Source organism: uncultured Paracoccus sp. (genome assembly GCF_947487305.1).
Classification (GTDB): domain Bacteria; phylum Pseudomonadota; class Alphaproteobacteria; order Rhodobacterales; family Rhodobacteraceae; genus Paracoccus.
Genome location: NZ_CANKWH010000019.1, coordinates 1 through 20723, shown reverse-complemented (window position 1 = coordinate 20723; position 20723 = coordinate 1). Strand labels below are relative to the sequence as shown.

Here is a 20723-nt window from a genome sequence, read left to right as displayed (position 1 = left end):
TTACTCGCCACCGGTCTGGTAGCCCCGGGCGCACTTCCGCCTGATCCAGCCATCGCAGGCAGCGCGGGCGGCCCCAGCTTCGGAATACCAGTCGCGCCGGCCCTGACCCTCGGTCCCGATCCGGCCCCATTGCCGCAGCAGAACCGCTCCGCCGAAGAGATCGGGGGCGATCTCCAGCCGGTAGAACCGTGCCATGTTGCACAGCGGATCACAGCGGGTCAGATGGACGGGCTCATGCATGGTGGCAGGTTGCCTGCGGCACCGACACCGCGTCCAATGACTTTCCTGAATCGGTGCCGCAGGATGGATTCGGCCGGCTGATGATTGGGCACGGCGCCATTCGCATCACGCGACCCGCCTCGATCAGGCTATTTCGTCCCGCGGGGCGGGCACAGCTGGCCACTGTTGGTGTCACTTGTTCCCGTCGATCCATTTAGACATCAGCCCCTTGTCGCGGAAGCATTCGTCAGGAACGGCGCGTTGCTTGATCCGGGCGAGGCGCTCGGCGAAGGCAACCTGCTTCGAGGAGGGCCGATTGTCCCGGGGTACAGGCTTCCGCCCGGCCTGGGCCTCGATCCATGCGCTGATGGTCCGGCGGTCTTGCTGGACCTCCCAGAGCAGGAGGGTCTGGTTCCGCAGTGCCAGCGAGCGTGCATAGGCAATCTGCCGGGGCGTGGCGGGCAGGGCGAAGCTTGTGGTCTCCACGACATTACTCCCTGATTGGCTTGCTATCGAGCATAGAACATAGCAGGAACATGATCAATCTGCCGGGCGGGATTGCGCGAGATTCTGGCATTGCGATTCTGGCCGGTGCGCGCCTATCAATTGGTGATCCGCCGTCGCCCGGCGACGAGTCTGGCCGAACTGTTCGGGGCCGCCATGAAGACGAGTGCCACGGGAGCATTGGAGAAGGTCGCTCGGGCCGTGCTGCGAAGGCATGCATGCCCGGTGCCGTTTCACGAGGTGCGCACGCGATTTCTCGGCAGCATCGCCACGCCGGCGATGTCGGTTTCACCCTTGCCGGTCATCAAGGGATTGTGGGGCGGTGCGTTCCCCAGCTTCGAGAGCATGGACGAGCTCAACGAACTCCTTGACGTTCTGGTGCAGGGATTGTGGAACGACCTGACCCGACATCAGAAGCGCAGCCAGCCGTTTCGGCTCACCCGGCTGCCAAGAGATGCTACTGCCGCAAATCTGGGCCAGTTTGCCCGCGTGCGCCGTGAGGAGCTGGATGGATTTGTCGAGGGGATCTTCAACGGGCAGGATGCCATCGATCTGCCCGAGCGGGCCCATGAGGCTGTCGGGCATCTGGGCGAACTGCGCGCGATGATGGCGGGCATCTCGGACCTCGTCGCGCGAGATCCCACAGCCGGTGACCGCAACTAACTCGAGGCAACCTTCAGACATATGCGTGACCTGACCCGGATCATGGAAACCGAGATCCATGAGGCGGTCCTGTCCTGCAGCCGGGCCCGACGGCAGATGCGCGCGGCGAGACCAATCACCCGGCCGACGATCCACTGATCTCCGGACGGCCAAGGCAGGCCCTGCGCGAACCTGACAGGATTTCCACCGGGCTGACGTCGTGACTTGTGAGCTGGAATCACGCGCCGAGAAATTCTGCGCGATCACACGGGGTGAGTCGTCAAGCGCAACGTTGTCCGCGCGGATCATCCACATCACCCGCATCGTCGCCCCTGCGTTCGGCTCTGTCACATTGGGGTCAAGCAGTCGATATCTGGTTAGTCGGGTTCCGCCCAGCTGGGCCGCGCCACGCAACCGACGTCACCGGCCGACGCAACGACAATGCGGGCGCATCTGCGTTCCGCCTACATGTGCCATATCCGGTGTTCTTCGGGCGGGGCTAATCGCTTAGTCAGCGCTCAGATCTAGCAACCGCTATAGTTTTTATTGCCGCTCGCCGTGATCGTGTATGTACCGCCCCTCGGGCCAGTATAGCAGGTGGAAGAGCTTTGCCTGCGCGGGGTATATGACGGCCTTATTGCTCTGTTCTGTAATGTCGTGTAGCGCCGATAATTCGACACGCTTGAGCTGAGGGACCTCCCCCAGTCACAGGCGTTGCCATCGCCATCGCCATCCAGCCTATGTGGATCTCTTGTCGGGCCGCCTTCGGCGATGAAGAAGCGCTGTGCGGCTGCACCTGACGAAAAATCAGAGCAATCTTTGTCGTTGCTCGGCGATGCTCCTGAACCAGCAGCCATATTATCAACCATGCGACTATAGGTTGTCCTGCCAACGGTCCCAGCTGTACGACGTCCTATATATTCCGTGCCGTCGGGCGATCGTGTTTGCCCCCTGACAGCCAGCTCCGACTCGATCAGCATAATTTCCTTCGTGTCACTCGCGCGCGATAATTCCCCCCAAAGTGTCGGGGTGGACAGATACTGGTAACCGACTGGCGCAGGGGCGGGGGCGCATGCGCCCAATACAACAAGGCTCGCTGCAAGCAGGCTGGAACTTATACTGGGTCTCGTCATCTGCTCGTCCTCTATGCTTTGAAAGACAATTTCAAAAACAATGTTCACCGCCAGACCGGAGCTCGCCAGCCCGCTGCGATCGCCTCATTCTCGGAGCAGAACCAGCGTTCGCCCTTTGAGACATTGATCCGGGTCTTTCCATACCACGGCGACCATGGCGCGTGGTAAATCTTGCCACCCGACGAAATATTCCCCTTGATCGGACAGCCCTCCGGCGCCTTCTGCGCGGCTTCGGCCCATTTCCGTTCCCGGAAATCCCAAGGCGTCTCGTAATCACCCTGCCAGATCCCGACCGCCGCGACCCGAGCGGTTTCCTCTGCACCGACATAATCATCTGAATAGCGCGTGAAGGCGCGGGCCAGGCCCGCCGCGATCATGGCGTCACCGAGATCCTGCCCCTCGACGTCACAGCGCGCAATTGTGCGCCCGTATTTGTCCTGGTCCAGCGCCTCGCAACTGACCGTGCCTGCCGAGATCAGCGCGTCGAGATGTTCCAGCGCCGCCTGGCCGCAATCCCAATCGCCACAGCGCTGCCCAAATTCCGGGGCATCTATCCCATTGATTCTGATGCGAAGCCCGTCGAGATCGAAGGTATCGCCATCCACCACGCGCGTCTGCGCGAGGGCGGCTGTCGAAGCCGTGGCGATGAAGAGTGCGGCAAGGATGAATTGTCGGGTCGGTGTCATCGAATGATCATCAGCAACTTCTGATCACGGGACAAGCATTTCCGGACGGCCATGAAGATCGATGGAGGCCCGCATATCGCGGGCCACGCCAGCCGGGGGATTCGGACAAAACCGAACGCCCCGGCTTTTGTTTGGCCGCGTTCCGCAGCCGTCATGGGAACCGCCGGTTCCCCCGTTCAAGGGCGCGTCCGCTTGACGGGGCAAGGGGTGTCCCCGGCCTTCCTTCGCGCGGCGCGCTCCGTGCAGGCCGGGTGATCCCCCTCCCCTCGCCCCTACGGCCGACCCCTGATCGGGTCCCCCTCCTGCCCTCGCCGGGAGGCAGGGTTTCAGGAGAGGCGCGCGGTCCCCGCGACCTCGCCAGAAACCCCGCCCGATGATGGGCACCCCGCACAAGGCAACGACCAAGGCGGGACCGTCGCAAAATGGAAGATGACCATGTTTCACAATTTTGATGGCCTGACCCGTAACGAAGGCCGCTGGCTCAATCTCTGGGCCGCGTTCGATGTGACCGGGGACTATCTCGGCACCTTCACGCTGGACGATCTGCGCGCGAAGGCAGCCGATGCTGGCAAATGGGTTAGCGCCGTTCGGTATCGCCGGGCTGGTCAGCAGATTGACCAAGCCGCGCTGGCGCAGCATTTCAACGGGCTGCCGTGCGGCACGACCATCTTTGCCTTCTCAGGCTTCCGCCTGTCCCCCGTCCGCGACATGGGTGGCAGTATCGAAGTCTGCGATCCCGGCGAGCATGATTTCTGGTCGGTCTATGGGTTTCACCGGGACGCCGAAGAATGGCAGATTGTCCATGATGCCCCTTGGGGCGAGATCGGCGAAACCCTCGCCCGGATCGTGGACCTGACCGGCGAACTGGTCGAATACCGCGACCTGTCACACGCTTATGCCAATACCCGCCTGCCCGATCTGGTCGACCTGCTGGCACAGCGCATACTGGATGAAATCCCCGATCAGAATGATCCTGCCGCACGTATGGATGATGCTGATGTGCATCCGCTGGAAGAACTGCGTGACCTGATCCTGTTCGCCCTCGACACGCGGAGGGGCTGATATGGGCTGGCTCATCTATCCCGACACCCCCGCCTGCATCCGCGATGAAATCGCCCGGCTCTGCACCTGGGACAGCGAGAAAGGACGGGGTTATCCCGTCCTGATCAGCCGCAAGGGCTCGGTCTGGTATGCGGCGATCCGCGCTGAACCTGCTGTTGGTCGGCTGGATACCGGGCGCGACCCGACCGGGCATTTCGAGACCGACGCTACGGGCGGCTATACCTTCGCCGCCGTGTTCCTGACCACAACCAGCAAGGGCGAGTGGGGCTATAAGGACATGGACGAAACCAGCGGACCCAATCAGGCCGAGGCCCCGGCGAAGCTACTGGACCTCTTGTCACCGACCAATGCCGATTTTGCCCTCGCATGGCGGCTACGCTGCCGCGACTATGCCGCACGCACGAACCGCCGCCTGAAAGCCGGTGACGTGATCCGCCTGTCAACGCCCTTGCGGTTTTCGGATGGCGCCGAGTTGCAGACCTTCCGCGTCACAAAAGAAAAATGGGGGCGCAGCAACCGGACGGTGTTCATCAGCACCGAGAACGGCGGGCGCTATTCCATCAGCAACATCATGTCCCGCGATTGGATCCGCATCTGACCCGGCAGCGCCGTGCCCGATGGCGCGGCGGCACCCGCAATCCCTGACATTCAAGGATCAATGTCATGACCCATGCACAACAGATGATCACCATCCCGAACAGTATCTATGGCGACCAGACAGTGACCGCCTATTGCCGGTCTGGGCTTGGCGTTTTCAAGCAGCACAAACGCTGGAAGGTCGTTCATGTCGCATCCGGCATGAGCATCGGCGGCGGTCGGGGCGGCGATCGCCCCACCCGGAAAGGTGCTTTCGCGATCATGGACGCACTTCTGCAAACGCCGGTCGATTGGTCGAAGCCCTATGATCAGATCAGCAATGATGTGGCCGCCAACAGGCCCACGATCATGCTGGCCCTGAGCGCATCGCGCGATCAGTGATGCCCGCGCGCCGCGCCTGACGGCGCGGCGCCCTGCCCCATCCCCACAAGGTTCTTGACATGGCCCATCCCGGCGTGACCGCATTCCTGCGCGCCCTCGATCAGTTCGACCGGTCGAAAACCCGCACCGAGATCTTTCGCCTCTTCTGCGAAATTGCCTATTGCGCGCTGGCCAAGCGCGCCTCGCCCTTCGCCGATCAGCGGGACCGGCTTGAAGCGGACTATATGGCCTGCGTCGGCAGGTTTCCGAACAAGGACGATGTGCGGCGCATGCCCGAAATGATGGCCACCGCCATCGAGGCCATTGCTGGCGGCGGCATCGACTTCATTGGCCAGGTTGCGGCCGAGATTGGCGCGCTCGATGCCGGCCTCGGGCAGTTTTTCACGCCCTATGAGGTCAGCCGCCTGATGGCTGAAATAAGCCTTGGCGATACCGCTGGCCAGATTGAGGCGCAGGGCTTCATCACTGTGTCAGAACCCGCCGCCGGTGCCGGTGGCATGGTTCTGGCGCTGGCCGATGCACTGGAGATCTAGGGCTTTGACCCGGCACGGCATATCTGGGTTGAGGCGATCGAACTGTCGCGCAGCACCTTCCACATGGCCTATATCCAGATCAGCACACGCGGCATCGCCGGGCGCGTCATCAACGGCAACAGCCTTTCGCTTGAGGTGTTCGAGCAGTCCTATACTGCAGCTGCGCCGGTGTTCTTGGGTCTGCATGGCGATCCCTTCGCGAAGCAGAAGGACGCTGCCCGCCGTCCCGCGCAGGCCGAGGAAGAGGCCCGTGCCCGGACGCGCGAGCTGCTGCGCAGCACCGCGCCGGTCCAGGACCGTGCCATCTGGCAATGCGATTGACGCAGTTCGCTGCGTTGGCTATTTTGCGCGAGAACGAAAGGGGATCACCGATCCCGCTTTTCAGGGTTTCCTTCTGCGACGAAGGTTCACTTGGGCCGCCCTCGGGCGGTCCTTTTCTTAAAAGAGGGTCGAAGCGGGGGCGGCACCGATCCAGGCTTTTGTGAATGAAGTTAGCATCTAAGAGACCTGTGCGCGGACGGGCCATTCATCTGACTTGACGACACTTTCGTGGCCTCGATCTCATCCGCATCAGGAGCGTTTATAGGCTTGCTCGTACATGACAATTTTTCCGCCCCAACAAATGTGAGTACGGTTACGCCAGCGACTGCCCCGCAATTACTCCAGTGATCCGTGATTCCTTCGGCCCCTAAGGCAAAGCCATGGCCGTGGCGACCCGCAAGTCTCGCTCAGATGGGTATTGGCACAGATCGCAGACCACAAGAACACATGGCTGGACGAATTGTTTCTCTAGCGTTAGGCTGCTCCAGCAGCGTAACAAACCGTGCCGGAACAGCGCCAGAGCGCCTCCAGCCGACTATCATACCCGTTTTACACTTAAGGGAACGGAAATTTGGCCACCCTGCGTGCACAGTCACTCGCTGAAGGTAGTAATGATGCGTCGGACATTGGCGGGCAGCATACGATCACGAACAGGGATGTTGACGCAGGCGGAGTTTTAGGAAACGCGATAAATTTGCTCGGTGGCGAAAAGGTGTTTGGTCGACACATTAACAGTCGACTTGACGTACACGACATGATCGCGCTCGGTCTGCCGGCAGTTGCGCTGCGTATCTTGGTAGGAGAACTCCCCTTCCTCATAGAAAAAGAAGATCTGCTGAGTGTCGCTGTTGGAGTAAGCCGGGAATCCTTCTATCAGTACGTTGGCGGCCCTGACGTTAAACTTGGGGTCGAACTCAGTAACCGCATATGGAAATTTGCGGAAACGATGGCGTCGGCCTCGGAAGTCTTTGGCTCAAAAGAAGAAGCATTAGGATGGATGGCGCTACCGGCTATTGGTCTAGATCAGCGTCGGCCGATTGACTTGTTTAGCACGGCGGCGGGGCAAGAAGTTATCGAGGAATATCTTACTCGGATCGAGTATGGTGTTTATACGTGAATACGCTGCCAGTTCCGTTAGGTTCGGGTGAACTCAGACTATGGCGCTTGGATCATCAGCGTTATGCGGGTACTTGGGCAAGTGGTGCTGGCAGTTTTCGTGTAGGAGGAAGATGGAGCAGCAAGGGTCTACCTGTAGTATATTGCGCGATTGATCCAGCTGTCGCTATTCTTGAGGTAGCAGTTCATAAAGGTTTTGAGGTTCTTGACACCGAACCACACGTCCTAACTTCGGCGCGGGTGGATGCCGCGATGCTCTACGTCGTCGACGCGAAGGCTTTGCCTAATGCCAACTGGTTGCGTCCGGGTGTTCCTAGTGCCGGTCAACAATTGCATGGAAGCCGATTGCTGCGTGCTCATGATGGGATATTGGTGCCAAGTGTCGTATCCCAGCACAGTTGGAACTTGGTATTCGAGGCTCGGCTAGGTGGCCTTCCGCTGGATGACATTCAGCAAGAGCCATTCGCATTGGACCCGCGCCTGCACCCGCCCGCGTCTTGATCAACCGGATTTGCCTCTTAGGTCGGTGCTTATCCGACTTGCTATGCCAGATCCGTTTCGCTGAAATCCCGCCCCTTGTAGAGCAGCGAAACCGCTTCGGCCTTCGCGCAAGCATAGGACAGCGCATCGCCCATGTTCAGCTGCGCCGCATGACCGACCTGCTTGCCATAGATCGCCAGCGCGGCGATCGCCTCCTTGCCGATCTCGCTGGTGATCGGCATTTCCTGCGCTTCAAGGGCTTCCAGCAGCTGATCGACCAGCCCGGTCGCATCGGCGTAGTCGGCGGCAGTGGCCGGCCCCTTGCCGCGCGTCTCGATCCGCGCGCGCACCAGCGCCAGCACCGCTTCCATCCGCACCACCGGCGAGAACCGCAGCTTGCCGCGCGCGGCCTCCATCGCCTTGAGAAGCGCGATGCCGTCCGATTCCCGCAGCAGCACCGCGACCAGTGCGCTGGCATCGAGAAACATCAGTCCTCGCCCCACATCTCATCCATGAAGGCCTTGTCGGAGCCTTTCGGGGCGACGAACCCACCGTCAGCCGCCTGCCGCTGGATCTTCGCAACGCGGTCCGCCAGGCTTTCCTTCGCTGCCAGCGCCTCGATCTGTGCCGCCAGCGCGCTGCGTACCGCCTCGCTCTTGTTGCTCTGGCCCGTCATGGCGCAGTATTTCTCGACCAATGCGTCGATCTCGTCTCCTCTGATCAGGATTGCCATGTGTATATCCTCTCATGTATGATGGGTATATACACATCCAGTTAGATTTTTGCAATTTCCGAGGTCAGTGATTATCGAAAGGTGATCTTTATGCGTTCAGCCGATATTGCCGTCCCCGCCAGCCGCTATCAGCTCGGATCTGAAACCTTCGATTCCGCATCGCCGAACTGGCAAGGCATCCTCGCGACGGCGCATCAGTCCAAGTCCAGGCACGCCTGTCTCTGTTCGCCAGCATCTCCGCTCATGTATGTCGCCAAGATCCAGGGCGAGTATTACCTGAAGCGGATGCCCGGCACCGGCCATGCACATGACCCGTCCTGCGACAGCTTCGGCACGCCGCCAGAATTATCCGGTCTCGGCCAGGTCGAGGGCAAGGCCATCACCACCGATGACAACGGCGAAACCACCCTCAAGCTGGATTTCCCGCTATCGGTTCGTGGCCGGCGCGGCGTAGCGCCGGATGCCGGCGATCATGAAGCGACCGTGGCCGAGGCCAGCCCGAACAAGCTGAGCCTGCTTGGCTTGCTGCATTTCCTCTGGGATGCCGCCGGCCTGACCATGTGGCGACCGGCCTCTGCGCGCAGGTCCTGGTGGATCGTTCACCGCGAGCTGACCGCCGCGGCCGAGCGCGCCAACGCAAAATCCATGCCGCTGTCCTCGGTCCTGTTCGTGCCGCCCATGTTTTCCGCCGAGAAGAAGGACGAACTAGCCGCCGCGCGTCGGCGCTTCCTGCATCACCTTCAGCCGGTCAAGGGCAAGCCCATGCCTCTTGGCGTCCTTGTGGCCGAGCTGAAGGACATGGAGCCGTCCCAATATGGCCGGAGGATTCGGTTCAAGCACCTGCCCGACATGGCCTTTTTCATGGATGAGGACTTGTGCGCCCGCTTCGACAAGATCGCCGGTGACAAGATCCGCGACGTGGAAGCCGTGGACGGGGCGCATTCCATCGTCATCGCCACCTTCAATATGCGCGGCAATTATGCCGAGATCCGGCAGATCGCCGTCATGCCTGTCACCGCACAATGGATTCCCTTCGACCATGATCGCGAGCTGCGTCTTATCGATGCCATGCGCGATCGCCATTTCTCCAAAAGCCTGCGGTACAACATGCGCCAGGACGCCCCGATCGCCAATGCCGTCATTCTCGATACCTCGCCGCCAACTGCGCTTTACTGTCCGTCGCAAGCACTCGAACCCGAACTCGAACGCGAACTGGTCGAGATCGCCGGGGAAGGCGTCTATCCGGCGTGGATCTGGCCCGCACAGGAGGATGACATGCCGGCGTTGCCGGTGCCGGCATAGGGTGGATTCGAGCGGTTAGGTGCGATGCCGATAGCAATTCTACCCATGTCATGATCTCCCGCCAACTATCGGTTTACCAGCAGCGGCGCTGAACCCATGTAGCAATCTTGGCAGCACAAAGATCATCGACATGTGGCGTGGTGAAGCTTGAAGGTGGGGCGCTCATCGTCAGGCCAATAAATGTCTGCATATCAACACCCATTACAGTCGCATAGGCAGCTAGCCGATAATAAGCGGGATCGTCAAAAGGGATCGCAGCACCGTTTCTGCTGATTTGATGGAAGGATAGGTCCGGATATGGTGACCATATATCACGCTTTACCCCACCTATGTAAACGATTGTGCAAGCAGAGTAGCAATTGTTCCAAAGAGTTGTGCTTAAGCCGTTTTCGCGAATAAAAAGGCCGGTCTCAATCGCCTCTGCAACACTCCCACCGCCGCTTCCGAGGGCCACAGTTTTTATATTTGGGTTTGCTCGTATGACTGCTTTTATTTGATCACTGAAACCAGCTTCTACATCACCCATGATTCGCAGCGTCTCGCCCTGTACACTATAAAACGTCTGGGTATTTTCCTCGCCAATATACGCATCGTTTGGTATTCCTAGGTGTCCAACGCAGTCAAGATTCCACTCTCGAATTCTCTCGGCCTTATTGTCCTCCAACAACCTTTTGGCGATATAAGTCCAATTGCTAAGCGATTGTGCTGCGATCCCGGTTTCATGATCGGTTGTTTGGGAGACGTCAGTTTCTGTTGACTGTTCGATTTCAGTTATGAGATCTGCCTTCCCCAACATCCTGCCTAGGATCGAGCATGTGTGTTCTTTCGCGTGCCATTCATTGTATAGATTGCCGACATGACGACCTGGCAATCCGCGGCTTTCTGCGAGTTGCCAAAGTTCTTCAACACGCCGCTCATTCGCTTCGATGGCATCGCGCCAAGAGAGAGCAGATGCTGAAAATGGCGCTATAATAGCCGCAATCGCACAGAGATATGTCAGACGCAACGTGGTGTCCCTAAGGTTGAATTGCTTCAGCAAGGCAGGTCGCGATGCCGTTCTTGGCGACTTAATAGCTGATTCATATATGAAATTCCTACATTGTGAAACGACCTTTGGTTAGGCATTTGCCGAGTAGCCGAGGCATGGCCCACCGAACCATATGTTCACGTCGTACTGGCGCACCGCTGTCGGCAGGTTGTCCAGCCCGAAGCGCAGCGCAGGGGCTTGCAGGCTGACAGCGAGACGTCAAGGATCGAGCGTCAGCCTGTGGGCAACCTGCCGGGGTGCCCCACTGAACTGAAGAAGATCCATTGGAGGACCGCGCCAGGGCTCGGCCCATGATGATCATCTGAAGCCGGGTCGCGGGATCGACCGGGCAAGCCCGGCTCACCCCCGCCCCGACGACCTTTCTGTTTGTTTCGTCCGCCACGCATCCCTGCGTCTGCCGGTCAAGGGGCAAGCGCCGCGCGTGCCGCGCGTCGTTGTCTAGGCGGGCCGTGTCCTCGGCTGCGCCTGCGGGCCGCACCACCCGCCTTTCCGACCCCGTGACAGTCAGCCCCAGGGCCGCGGGCAGGGCTGCGCCCTCCCCGCTCTGCTTTCCGAAAGGCATGGGCCTTTCAGAAAACAGAGCAGGAAGGTCCGCCCATTGGCGGAAGGGGGCAAAGACCTCGCCGCCCGTCGCAAAGAGGAAATGCCATGCTTGTGGATACCAAGCCGGTCTATGTCTGTGCCGCCTGTTCGCATCGGTTTGAGGCTGTTGATCAGCCCTGCCAATGCCCGAACTGTCACACGGTCGGCAAGGCCCGCGATTTTCCGACCGAGGAAACCGCCACCATCGCCAAGCAGAACGATCAGATGCGGCTTGGCCTGCTGATCAGGATGCGGGCGGGGATGGAAGCGCGTGTCATGCTGACCCCCGGTATTCAGGCAAAAGGCCCCGTTTTTGTCAACCTCTGCCTGCTGTCCGTGTCGATGTTCACTGACTTTACCGAGGACAATGACCCCTTCGGCGCGCGGGACTTTGCGGCGCTGACCGTCGACGGCACCCGCATCTATTTCAAGATCGATCTCTATGACGAGGCTTGTGAATACGGGTCCAGCGATCCGGCCAATCTGGACCGGACCACCCGCGTTCTGACCATCCTTCTGCCCTCTGAATACTGATCCGCGAAATCCGGCCCGATTTGCTCCGGTCGGGCCGGGGCTGGCCTGTCGAGCGGGCCAAAGGGGAGGGGCGGCCAACGTCCCCCCCCATCACAGCGTGAAAGGAGGTGAGAAGAACGAACGAATGGCTTGAACAGCGCGTCACCGAAGCGTGGGCGCTCATCAGGAAGGGCGGACATTCCGCGAAGATCGGCCGCGCCTTCCTGATCCAGCACGGGGTCATCTGACCCCTCGCCTCGGCCCATACGGGCCGGGGCACCGATACCACAAAACCAATGTCGCAAACAAGGATATACACCATGAAACAGAGTGCTATCGACAAGGCCCCGATCCAGTATTTCCTGATGGATCGCCTCTATATCTCACCCATGAACCCCCGCACCCGGAAAGGCTCCGATTGGGATGGCCTGCGCCTCTTGGCGGAAAGCATCAAGGTCGCGGGACTGATCCAGAACCTTGCCGGTCATCTGGACGAGGACGGCAAGGTTGGCATCGTCGCCGGTGGGCGTCGCCTGCTGGCCATGACGGAAATCCCGCCCGAGGACATGGCGTCCATCGGGCTGGCCGAAATCCCGGTGCGGATCGCGCCCGACGAGGCCACCGCCCGCGCATGGGCCAGTATCGAAAACACCGCCCGCGAGGCCCTGCATCCCGCCGACGAAATCCGTGCCTATGGACGGATGGCCGAAAGCGGCAGCACCGTCCCGGCAATCGCCCGCGTATTCGGCCAGACAGAACAGCATGTCTATCGCCGCCTCGCCCTTGCTGCCCTTCCCGCCCCGGTGCTGGACGCGCTGAAAGCCGGTGAAATCACCCTCGGCGCGGCGGCTTGCTTCACCGTGGCGCAAAGCGAAGGCCTTGCACTGGAGGTGCTGGACCGGGTGCGGGGTCAGGATGTGTCCGACTGGCGGCTGAAACAGGCATTGCAACCGGACGCCATCGGCAAGGATGATCGCCGCGCGATCTATGTCGGACTGGATGCCTATGAGGGCGCGGGCGGTGAACTGACCCGCGATCTTTTCGCGGATCAGGTCTTTCTGGCCGATGCCGATCTGCTGGACCGGCTCTATGCCGAAAAACTGGCCATGGACGCCGAAATGCTCGGCCATGGCTGGAAATGGGTCGAGACGAGCGACGACCAGTATATCCCCTATGAGGTCACGTCGAAGCTGGACCGCATCTATCGCGTCGAGGGCGAACTGACCGAGGAACAGGCCAGCCGCTATGACGAACTGGCCGAACTGGCGGAAGCCGACGCGCTGGATGAAGCTGGTCAGGCCGAACTGGATGCGCTGGAAGCGATCTCTGCCGGTGAGTTCACCGACACGCAGCGCGACCATGCCGGGCTGTTCATCTTTGTGGCTCGCGACGGACAACTGACCGTGCAAGCGGCCTTTGTCCGGCCCGAGGATCGGGAAGCCGCCATCGCGGCGGAGGTTCTGACCGGCCATGCCGCCCTGCGCGGGCAGACCGGTAGCGCCGCTGATGCCGAGCCGAAATCGCCCATCAGCAATGCGCTGCGCGAGGATCTGAACCGCGTGGCGAAGGGCGCACGGCAACACGCCGTCTTGCGCGATCCCGATCTGCTGATCGCGCTCTTGGCCTATCAGTTGAGCCATGATCTGCAATGGCGCAACCCGCTTGGGCTTTCGACTGAGGACGTGCCGAATTGGCCGACCACGGCAGCGGAAGGCTATGGCTTGGACGAACGCCTGACCACCAACGCGCCGCCCGATATGTATGGCAAAGACCTTGCCAAATCCTTTCGCGCTTTCCGCAAGAAAGGCGAGGATCACATTCGCGGCGAGTTGGCCCGCTATCTTGCGGCCCATTATCGCGGCGGTTCCGATGAATTGCGCGCTTTGATCGACAAGGACACGAAGCCCGCGATCCGCGAGGTCTGGACCCCCACGGCGGCGAATTTCTTCAGCCGCGTGGGAGGCCCCTATCTCAATGATCTGTGGCGCGATCTGCTGGACCTGAAAGAAGAGCATCCGACCGCCACCACCTTTGCCAAGCTGAAAAAGTCTGAGAAGGCCGAAATGCTGGAAGCCCTGTTCAGAGATCCGGTGATCCGTGCCGCGCGCGGTGTCACCGAAGCACAGGACGCCCGGATCGCCGCTTGGCTGCCCGAAGGCATGGAGTGACCAAGGCGGGGCGCGCGCAAGACGCGCGCCCCGTGCCATCACGGAGGATCGACCAATGACCGATGAATTCAAGCAGAGCGACTATCAGAAGGAAAAGGCATGGCACGGACTGTCCTGCTGCTGTGGTGGCGGATACCGCGTCGGTCACGCCCTTGGCTGCCCGGACGCGACCCGCAAAGACAATCTGTCCTGGCTGGCCGATGATCTGGCCCGCGCCGAGGCGGCAGGCGATCAGGAGGAAATCGCCGATCTGCGCCGGATCAGGGCCGAGATCGAGCGCCTGCCAACCAAATATGTCGATGGAGGCTGAGCCATGCGCCTCATCAAATCAACCCGCCACCCCTTCACCGATACCGCCCGCAAGCGCGCCGCCCTTGTCCGCAAGCAGAAGGCCGAACGCGAGGCCATGCCGCTCTTCGCGGCAGAAATCGCCGCCGGCCAGCGCAGCCCTGACGATGTGATGCAGGCCCGAGCGGAAAGCTGGGCGGTCAGCGAATCCCGCACGCGGAAATGGCGTGCGGAGCGATGGCGGCAGGCCCGCCGCGAAATCGACGCTATGCCGCCCTGGATGCGCCGGAAAGTCCGGGCCGCGTGGGACGGCGCACCCTACCCCGCCGATCCGGTCTATCTGCTGGATTTCCTGCATGATCTGCGTGTGGGCCGGTGCAGCATCGACGCCCTGACCTTCACACCAAAGCCGGTCAATGCGCGCGGCCATAGCATCAGCATCGGCGGCCAGCCATGATCATGACCATCCTGCGCGCCAGCGATGTTGCAGGTGCCATCCCCGCCCATTCCGAGGCCGAGCGCCGGGCGGCTTTTGCCGCCCTTCATGCCTCTGCTGATCTGAACAAGGATCAGAGTCGGGCAAGCGCCGACCGCGTGCTGGCACAGGCGATCTGGGACAGCTTTGGCGACAGTTCAGCGGTCGATTTCACCGCATACCGGCATCCGGTTCTGGCTGTGCCCTGCCCGTCCTGCCACGCCTCTGTTGGTGCCTGGTGCAAGCGCCCGAGCGGCCACCGTGCCGCCGATCTGCACGATGCGCGCGGCGTTGACGCTGATCGGGCGTTCATTCGGCAGCACGGGGCGGATGCCGCCATCCGGCGCGATGGCACTGGCTGGATCATCGACCCCCATGGGCGCGAACGGGATTGAGCCGAATAAAGATGATTAGATACGTTGAAACGGGTGATCGAAACTCACCCTGTGTGGCGCTTTCATCACGAAATCCATATGACCTTCAGATCGGATGTCAGTAATGTTTCAATTATTCTTTTTAATATCGTGCGGATTACTGTCGATATTAAACCCTCGGCTCTCGAACAGTCACATTTTCGTCGGCTTTCGTCCTCGGTGCCTATAGCCGTCCCAAAGTTGAAATGATGCCCGACCATGGCAACATCAGACACAGGAAGTCGCGGCGATCTTGCCCGGCATCATAGAGGAGGAGACCATGATTTACGGTGCCATCATCGTCGGCATTCTGCTCTACTCGCAGTACGCCTACTAATTTCCTGAGTGGCTGTACGGCCACTCCGCAATGAAGGCTCAAAACAAAGAATTCCTTCTGCGACGAAGGTTCAACTGGCCCCGCCTCGCGCGGGGTCTCTTTTTGCCTGGATGCTGCCCCAGGTTGCCCCGGCCGGCCCCGGCTCTGGGCCGGGGACTGGCCAGGCCCGTGCGCTTCGCGCCGAGACGCGCCGCCGGCGCGTCAGCGCCGGTCGCGAATAGCTCGCTGCACCGCATCAATGTCGGCCTCCAGCGTGTGATCGCCAATGGCATGGTTTTCGATCAACTCGATCAGCGCATCATAGATCTCGGTCCTGACCCATCCGACTGCTTCCGCCTGGTCGACCAAAGCAAGGAATCTGGCCTCAAGGCTTTCCTGACAATCGAGGTCCCGATCAGCATAGGGTCCGAGCTTGCGCGGGCCGGTCAGTTGGTCAGCGGGTTTTGGGGGTGCGGCCATCAGCGTAGCCCCGCGACCGGCGATCGCCACAGCTCTTCGCCATCTGTCGTGCGCAGCGCCCGTATCGTGACATGCGCGCCAACCGGCGTCTGCGCCAACGCGGCCAGCGCGTGAAGAACGCGCTGGCCCTCGCCCGCCGCAAGCTGGATTTCGCTGCCCATGGGGAGGGTCATCGTCAGAAGCCGCTCCGTCTCTATCCCGTGGGCGGTGCCGTAAATAGTGCTCCGAAGCTGCCAAGAAAGACCAGTAAATACCCCAAAATGAGACATAGTCGCTGAAACGCTGTCCAATTATCGACTTTGGCTTGCTGACCTGCTACCGCTCGTTCCTTGGTGCGGGCGAGATGATCTGTCACCTCGTCGACACTTGCAGTTATCAATGGTTTTCTCGGATGTTGTGCATTGTTACCGCTCAGCCCAATGGGCGGCGGGGAATTGTCATCTCGCTGGCGTTTCCTGTTGGAAAACAGCCCTTTTAGCGTCAGAAGACGCGCACGATCAAGGTCCAGCTTGAACACAGGAACAGCTAACACCAGTGTCCCTAATGCCGTGGCTAGCTGAAACCACCATGAACAACTCGCCGGAAACATCAGGCCAACTTGATCTTGCTGCTGAATCCGTCCACCGAAATCTCGATCTGACAAGTCGCACCGCAGGCCTCGGCATAGCGTTTGAGGCTCTCCAAGGTTGGCATTGATCCCGTCGGCGATTCAATCCGGGAAATTGCCTCTTGGCGCATGCCTGATTCCTCTGCGACCTGCTCTTGACTGAAGTCCATATGACGACGCAATGCCCGCAGGGTTTTCGCGACATCATACTTCAGGTGAGACTTTTCCAGCAAAGCTGCACCTTGCGGGTTTGCCTTCTTTAGCCGATCCAGTGCTTCTTCTCGATCCAGCACCACTCCCTTGGTAAAGCCCGCTTTCTTCGCACTTCGCGCCTTGCTTTCCACCAATTCCGCGAGGTCCCGCAGTCCAGTGATCGCTTTCTCAATCTTCACATTGCTGCTCAATTTTATTTCTCCTACGAGGAAGTCAGATGCCGCCGTGCCAAACCCATCGCTGCCACATCCGCCTTCGCAACCCATCTGATCGGTCCGTGAATTACCGACATGGATGGTTGCACCAACCGAGACTCAACCAACCGCCAATCAGGACAACCGGGAAGCTTGAATGTGTTCACCCTGTAATTCTCAAGTGATCCACAATGATGATCCGGTTTTAGCAGCTTTGGTGGTGTCATGCAGATAAGCTCGTCCAGGACCAAGGCGTAGCCGGCGCAGCATTCAGGCGAGAGGCTTGCTATCGCCGCGTCAATCTCGGTCATGAAGTTTGTGATGAAGACTACGCTGTGTTCGACTCGTTTCTTCGCCATTTATAACATCCTGAGCATATAACACGCAACGCATAATTTCTTGGGTCGCGGATAGGAGTTTCGTAGACGCAGGGGTCATTGGTCAACGATCCAGTTGTCAAATGATTCAAGATCAATAGTGGCGTCTACCCGCAAGCGGGCACCGCGTCCTCGTCGCGAAGGCGCGACCCAAGCCAGTCAGGGCGATGCGCCCGGCTGCGGCGCCTGCGGTCTGTCTCGTCCCGAGCCAGATCCTCGCGCGCCGGTCCTGGGCGCCCTGTCCTGACTGGCTTGGCCCATTCGGGTTACGGCCGCTGACGCGGGCTGGCCTTCGGCCGTCGCGGTCACAACCGGATCATGAGGCAGCTTGCGCCGATCCTGCTAATCCCGGTCCGTCTGTTCGGATGCGCCAAAATCTCTCCTACAGGAACAGGTTGTGGCGGTCGTAGTCCGGCGCAGTGACGCTAGCAGCATTGCGGTTGAACCAGAGACGGGTAGGCGGTCCCGTTCTTGCCGTCTTTCTCGCTCACGGGTTCCGCGGTCGCTTGCTGTCGTGGCCTCCCCGGTCCTTTCCAGCGAAGGCGTTTCTCATCGATGAAATATGACAGGGCAGCGCGTCGGACGGCCTGCGGCCTTCAACGACGAATTTCCCCTGGCCTCTCGGCCATTCCTCGCGAGGCAAATTCGCCATTGACCGGCGCTCTTCCTGCCCCGTCCCAGAAATTTCATCGAAACGCCAAGCAGGAAAGGAAAACCAAATGGCCAACGAAAGCATGAAGCTCCGCGTGAAAACCGGCGAGAAAGACGGCAAGAACTTCTGGGACAGCTGCGGTGTCCTCTTCATCAACCGCAACGCCGCCGGCGACATCACCTCCATCCAGGTCCGCCACAACATGTTCCCCGGCGTCGATATGGTCGCCTTCCCGAAACGGGACGACGACCAGGAGTGAACGACAGGGGCGGCGCAAGCCGCCCCTTTGCCGTTCCATCCAGTCGCTCACGCGACGGCCTGCGGCCAGGAAGATCGATGGAGGCCCGTGTGCCACGGGCGACGCCAGCCGGGGGATTCGGGCGATGCCGAACGCCCCGGCTTTGGCAGGGCCGCGTTCCGCAGCCGTCATGGGAACCGCCGGTTCCCCCGTTCAAGGGCGCGGCGGCTTCACGGGGCGAGGGGTGTCCCCGGCCTTCCTTCGCGCTGCGCGCTCCGTGCAGGCCGGGTGATCCCCCTCCCCTCGCCCCTACCGCCGACCCTTGATCGGGTCCCCCTCCTGCCCTCGCCGGGAGGCAGGGTTTCAGGAGAGGCGCGCGTTCCGCGTCCTCGCCAGAAACCCCGCCCGATTATGGGCACCCCGACCACGGCAAAGACCAAGGCGGGATCGTCGCAAAAAAAAAGGAGGCCACAAATGGCTGAATATCGCTTGGGATCGTCATCCCTCGTTCACACCCCCGGCCTGATCGCATGGGCGATCAACGGCTACCATTTCGAGGAAGATCGTCCGCAGCTGCTGGACGTGATCGCCGCGACCTATCCCGGCGTGCCGCGTGAGGCGCTGGAACAGGTGCTGCTGCGCAAGATAGACTATCGCGTCGAAGGCGAATCCGTCCTGTTCACCGTGGAGGCTGACCATGCCCGCGCCTGAACCCGATCACCCCATCACCATTCATTGCCCGCATTGCGGAGGCCAGAACATTCTGGCCGACGCCTGCGCCAGCTGGAATGTCGAGACGCAAGAGTGGAAACTCTCCAACGTCTTTGACGATACGACCTGCGACGATTGCGGCATCGACGTCAGCGCCGTGGAGCGCCCCGTTCAGGAGGGCGCATGATGGCCCAGTTCGATGTTTACCAGCATGTCACAGACCAGATCATTGCCAGCATCGAGGATGGCACCCCGGTCTGGCGGAAGCCATGGACGGGCGATCAGGGCGGCATTCCCTTTCCCCGCCGCAGCACCGGCGAGTTTTATCGTGGTATCAATATCCTGATGCTCTGGGCGCGGGCCGCTGAACAGGGCTATCGCAGCGCCCATTGGTTTACCTATCGTCAGGCGCAGGAGGCAGGCGCGCAGGTCCGCAAGGGCGAGAAATCCGCAACGGTCGTGAAGTATGGCACCGTTGATCGCACTGATGCCGAGACCGGCGAAGAAAAGACCATCGGCTATGCCAAAGCCTATCGCGTCTTCAATGCTGACCAAATCGACGGCTTGCCCGAAGACTTTCAGGCCAAGCCCATCGAGGCCCCGCGCGATCTCGGCACCGAAACCGATCCGGCACTTGACGCCTTCTTTGAGGCGAGCGGGATCGCGCGGCGCAGCAGCGAGCGGCCGGAAGCCTTCTATGATGTGGCGGGTGATTTCATCCACATGCCGCCCGTCGCGACGTTTCATGACGCCGCCGGATATTACGCCACCCTGGCCCATGAAGCCTGTCACGCCACGGGTGCTGTGCATCGGCTGGACCGTTTCAGCCGGTTCAACGGGCGCACTGATCGCGCTTTCGAGGAACTGGTTGCCGAAATCGGCAGCGCCATGGTCTGCGCCCAGATCGGCGTGACGCCGGATTTCGGGCAGACAGCCGCCTATGTCGAAAGCTGGTTGCGGTGCCTCAAGGACGACAAACGGTTCATTTTCAAGGCCGCAACCGAGGCCCAGAAAGCCGCCGACTGGCTGATGCGCACCGCGCCAGCGGACCTCAGCGAACAGGAGGTGGCCGCATGAGCGGCCCCCTTCCCCTCGCCACCCTGACCTGCCGCAAATGCGGCAGCGTTAATCCGATGGCCTATCTCGCCCCGATCATCCTGCCCGGCGATACAGCAGGCACCTGCATCTGCATTCCCTGCGCCGACGCACAAGGCTGGCTCGACCGGGACGGCAATCTGAAACCCGGCATCACCCTATAACGGAGAACAGCCATGCACAGCTTTTCCGCCTATTGCCGCCTGAATGTCCCGGTCAGCGCCAGCCACCGGACCGTGATCCGTGCGGCGTCCAGTAAGATCAATCCCCGTGCCCGGTTCGATCCGGATCGGCGTGGCGACCGCCACGAATATTTTCGCGCCATGCTGGATCATCACAACGACGCGCGCGACCTCGCCGCGCGCCATCGTCTGTGAGGACGAAACGATGATCTATGAATTGCGCGATCAACCAGCAGGTCGGGCGGGAAGCGGCCTGACGGCGGTGCGGCATGGCAAGCGCAGCGAAATCGAGAAAGCGGTCAGTCAAGAGCCGTCAGAAGTCGGTGCCGCAAGGCAGCCGCAGCAACACCGAGATAACGGACCCTCGCGCAGACTGCAGAAGCCACTAGTGTTCTCCACCTGACATAGGATTCCCATTGGTTTCCTGGCGTGTCATGTTGGGCCATGAGACGCGCTGATATC

At 60.7% G+C, this 20723-nt stretch carries 31 protein-coding genes; 21 read left to right on the top strand and 10 right to left on the bottom strand.

Annotation, left to right across the window (positions count from 1 at the left end):
* Together Q1A36_RS17720 and Q1A36_RS17715 are read right to left on the bottom strand one after the other, a co-directional pair.
* A complete protein-coding gene (locus Q1A36_RS17720; RefSeq protein WP_299846890.1) occupies window positions 1-240 on the bottom strand; it encodes a WGR domain-containing protein in 240 nt (79 codons plus the stop codon).
* Between the two features lie 171 nt (window positions 241-411).
* A complete protein-coding gene (locus Q1A36_RS17715) occupies window positions 412-705 on the bottom strand; it encodes a hypothetical protein (RefSeq protein ID WP_299846888.1) in 294 nt (97 codons plus the stop codon).
* A 72-nt stretch (window positions 706-777) separates the two neighbouring features.
* On the opposite strand from Q1A36_RS17715, the gene Q1A36_RS17710 reads away from it, so the two are divergent.
* The gene (locus Q1A36_RS17710) at window positions 778-1386 is read left to right on the top strand and encodes a hypothetical protein (protein WP_299846886.1); all 609 of its coding nucleotides are present in this window, start codon (window positions 778-780) and stop codon (window positions 1384-1386) included.
* 503 nt (window positions 1387-1889) lie between these two features.
* Here the strand turns inward: Q1A36_RS17710 and Q1A36_RS21490 are convergent.
* Window positions 1890-2222: an excalibur calcium-binding domain-containing protein gene (locus Q1A36_RS21490; RefSeq protein ID WP_366141605.1), complete on the bottom strand. Its 333-nt coding sequence runs from the start codon at window positions 2220-2222 to the stop codon at window positions 1890-1892.
* Window positions 2223-2542: 320 nt separating this feature from the next.
* Complete coding sequence (locus tag Q1A36_RS17705; RefSeq protein WP_299846884.1) at window positions 2543-3103, bottom strand: thermonuclease family protein; 561 nt, start codon at window positions 3101-3103, stop codon at window positions 2543-2545.
* A gap of 516 nt (window positions 3104-3619) precedes the next feature.
* Between Q1A36_RS17705 and Q1A36_RS17700 the strand changes: the two genes are divergently transcribed.
* The 7 genes from Q1A36_RS17700 (at window position 3620) to Q1A36_RS17670 (ending at window position 7695) form a co-directional block, all read left to right on the top strand.
* Window positions 3620-4246: a hypothetical protein gene (locus Q1A36_RS17700; protein WP_299846882.1), complete on the top strand. Its 627-nt coding sequence runs from the start codon at window positions 3620-3622 to the stop codon at window positions 4244-4246.
* A 1-nt stretch (window position 4247) separates the two neighbouring features.
* Entirely contained in the window at window positions 4248-4844 is a 597-nt protein-coding gene (locus Q1A36_RS17695; RefSeq protein ID WP_299846880.1) for a hypothetical protein, read from the top strand.
* A gap of 83 nt (window positions 4845-4927) precedes the next feature.
* Window positions 4928-5224 (top strand): hypothetical protein, encoded by a 297-nt coding sequence (locus Q1A36_RS17690; RefSeq protein WP_299846878.1) that lies wholly within the window; start codon window positions 4928-4930, stop codon window positions 5222-5224.
* Window positions 5225-5283: 59 nt separating this feature from the next.
* A complete protein-coding gene (locus tag Q1A36_RS17685) occupies window positions 5284-5757 on the top strand; it encodes an N-6 DNA methylase (RefSeq protein ID WP_299846877.1) in 474 nt (157 codons plus the stop codon).
* Window positions 5758-5820: 63 nt separating this feature from the next.
* Window positions 5821-6078 (top strand): hypothetical protein, encoded by a 258-nt coding sequence (locus Q1A36_RS17680; protein ID WP_299846876.1) that lies wholly within the window; start codon window positions 5821-5823, stop codon window positions 6076-6078.
* A 571-nt stretch (window positions 6079-6649) separates the two neighbouring features.
* The gene (locus Q1A36_RS17675) at window positions 6650-7195 is read left to right on the top strand and encodes an antitoxin Xre/MbcA/ParS toxin-binding domain-containing protein (RefSeq protein ID WP_299846875.1); all 546 of its coding nucleotides are present in this window, start codon (window positions 6650-6652) and stop codon (window positions 7193-7195) included.
* A complete protein-coding gene (locus Q1A36_RS17670; RefSeq protein ID WP_299846874.1) occupies window positions 7192-7695 on the top strand; it encodes an RES domain-containing protein in 504 nt (167 codons plus the stop codon). The genes Q1A36_RS17675 and Q1A36_RS17670 overlap by 4 nt, the downstream gene beginning before the upstream one ends.
* A 41-nt stretch (window positions 7696-7736) precedes the next feature.
* Here the strand turns inward: Q1A36_RS17670 and Q1A36_RS17665 are convergent, their stop codons facing one another.
* The gene (locus Q1A36_RS17665; RefSeq protein ID WP_299846873.1) at window positions 7737-8162 is read right to left on the bottom strand and encodes a type II toxin-antitoxin system VapC family toxin; all 426 of its coding nucleotides are present in this window, start codon (window positions 8160-8162) and stop codon (window positions 7737-7739) included.
* Window positions 8162-8407 (bottom strand): type II toxin-antitoxin system VapB family antitoxin, encoded by a 246-nt coding sequence (locus Q1A36_RS17660; RefSeq protein ID WP_299846872.1) that lies wholly within the window; start codon window positions 8405-8407, stop codon window positions 8162-8164. Before Q1A36_RS17660 ends, Q1A36_RS17665 begins: the two co-directional genes overlap by 1 nt.
* A gap of 90 nt (window positions 8408-8497) precedes the next feature.
* On the opposite strand from Q1A36_RS17660, the gene Q1A36_RS17655 reads away from it, so the two are divergent.
* Complete coding sequence (locus tag Q1A36_RS17655; protein ID WP_299846871.1) at window positions 8498-9709, top strand: DUF1173 family protein; 1212 nt, start codon at window positions 8498-8500, stop codon at window positions 9707-9709.
* A 73-nt stretch (window positions 9710-9782) separates the two neighbouring features.
* Here the strand turns inward: Q1A36_RS17655 and Q1A36_RS17650 are convergent, their stop codons facing one another.
* Window positions 9783-10748 carry a hypothetical protein gene (locus tag Q1A36_RS17650; RefSeq protein ID WP_299846870.1) on the bottom strand — a complete coding sequence of 322 codons (966 nt, stop codon included), beginning with the start codon at window positions 10746-10748 and terminating at the stop codon, window positions 9783-9785.
* A gap of 657 nt (window positions 10749-11405) precedes the next feature.
* On the opposite strand from Q1A36_RS17650, the gene Q1A36_RS17645 reads away from it, so the two are divergent.
* From Q1A36_RS17645 to Q1A36_RS17625, 5 genes are all read left to right on the top strand, one after another.
* Window positions 11406-11873 carry a DUF3768 domain-containing protein gene (locus Q1A36_RS17645; protein ID WP_299846869.1) on the top strand — a complete coding sequence of 156 codons (468 nt, stop codon included), beginning with the start codon at window positions 11406-11408 and terminating at the stop codon, window positions 11871-11873.
* A 299-nt stretch (window positions 11874-12172) separates the two neighbouring features.
* Complete coding sequence (locus Q1A36_RS17640) at window positions 12173-14020, top strand: ParB N-terminal domain-containing protein (RefSeq protein ID WP_299846868.1); 1848 nt, start codon at window positions 12173-12175, stop codon at window positions 14018-14020.
* Window positions 14021-14075: 55 nt separating this feature from the next.
* A complete protein-coding gene (locus tag Q1A36_RS17635; RefSeq protein WP_299846867.1) occupies window positions 14076-14330 on the top strand; it encodes a hypothetical protein in 255 nt (84 codons plus the stop codon).
* Window positions 14331-14333: 3 nt separating this feature from the next.
* A complete protein-coding gene (locus tag Q1A36_RS17630) occupies window positions 14334-14765 on the top strand; it encodes a hypothetical protein (RefSeq protein ID WP_299846866.1) in 432 nt (143 codons plus the stop codon).
* On the top strand, window positions 14762-15178 hold the full coding sequence (locus tag Q1A36_RS17625; protein WP_299846865.1) for a hypothetical protein: 417 nt from the start codon (window positions 14762-14764) through the stop codon (window positions 15176-15178). The genes Q1A36_RS17630 and Q1A36_RS17625 overlap by 4 nt, the downstream gene beginning before the upstream one ends.
* Before the next feature lie 556 nt (window positions 15179-15734).
* Here Q1A36_RS17625 and Q1A36_RS17620 read toward each other — a convergent pair.
* From Q1A36_RS17620 to Q1A36_RS17610, 3 genes are all read right to left on the bottom strand, one after another.
* Window positions 15735-16022, bottom strand: a complete 288-nt coding sequence (locus tag Q1A36_RS17620) for a hypothetical protein (protein WP_299846864.1) — start codon at window positions 16020-16022, stop codon at window positions 15735-15737.
* Window positions 15992-16153 carry a hypothetical protein gene (locus Q1A36_RS17615; protein ID WP_299846863.1) on the bottom strand — a complete coding sequence of 54 codons (162 nt, stop codon included), beginning with the start codon at window positions 16151-16153 and terminating at the stop codon, window positions 15992-15994. Before Q1A36_RS17615 ends, Q1A36_RS17620 begins: the two co-directional genes overlap by 31 nt.
* 427 nt (window positions 16154-16580) lie before the next feature.
* Complete coding sequence (locus Q1A36_RS17610) at window positions 16581-17078, bottom strand: helix-turn-helix transcriptional regulator (protein WP_299846862.1); 498 nt, start codon at window positions 17076-17078, stop codon at window positions 16581-16583.
* 1024 nt (window positions 17079-18102) lie between these two features.
* Between Q1A36_RS17610 and Q1A36_RS17605 the strand changes: the two genes are divergently transcribed.
* The 7 genes from Q1A36_RS17605 to Q1A36_RS17575 all read left to right on the top strand — a co-directional run bounded on the left by Q1A36_RS17605 (window position 18103) and on the right by Q1A36_RS17575 (window position 20664).
* Window positions 18103-18294, top strand: a complete 192-nt coding sequence (locus Q1A36_RS17605; RefSeq protein WP_299846861.1) for a hypothetical protein — start codon at window positions 18103-18105, stop codon at window positions 18292-18294.
* A 453-nt stretch (window positions 18295-18747) separates the two neighbouring features.
* Window positions 18748-18984: a hypothetical protein gene (locus Q1A36_RS17600; RefSeq protein WP_299846860.1), complete on the top strand. Its 237-nt coding sequence runs from the start codon at window positions 18748-18750 to the stop codon at window positions 18982-18984.
* Window positions 18971-19171, top strand: coding sequence for a hypothetical protein (locus Q1A36_RS17595; RefSeq protein ID WP_299846859.1), 201 nt, complete (start codon window positions 18971-18973; stop codon window positions 19169-19171). Before Q1A36_RS17600 ends, Q1A36_RS17595 begins: the two co-directional genes overlap by 14 nt.
* Window positions 19171-20061, top strand: a complete 891-nt coding sequence (locus tag Q1A36_RS17590) for a zincin-like metallopeptidase domain-containing protein (RefSeq protein ID WP_299846858.1) — start codon at window positions 19171-19173, stop codon at window positions 20059-20061. The genes Q1A36_RS17595 and Q1A36_RS17590 overlap by 1 nt, the downstream gene beginning before the upstream one ends.
* Window positions 20058-20243: a hypothetical protein gene (locus Q1A36_RS17585; RefSeq protein ID WP_299846857.1), complete on the top strand. Its 186-nt coding sequence runs from the start codon at window positions 20058-20060 to the stop codon at window positions 20241-20243. The genes Q1A36_RS17590 and Q1A36_RS17585 overlap by 4 nt, the downstream gene beginning before the upstream one ends.
* Window positions 20244-20255: 12 nt before the next feature.
* On the top strand, window positions 20256-20456 hold the full coding sequence (locus Q1A36_RS17580; RefSeq protein WP_101462241.1) for a hypothetical protein: 201 nt from the start codon (window positions 20256-20258) through the stop codon (window positions 20454-20456).
* Between the two features lie 10 nt (window positions 20457-20466).
* Window positions 20467-20664: a hypothetical protein gene (locus Q1A36_RS17575; protein WP_299846854.1), complete on the top strand. Its 198-nt coding sequence runs from the start codon at window positions 20467-20469 to the stop codon at window positions 20662-20664.
* The last annotated feature ends 59 nt before the right edge of the window (window positions 20665-20723 follow it).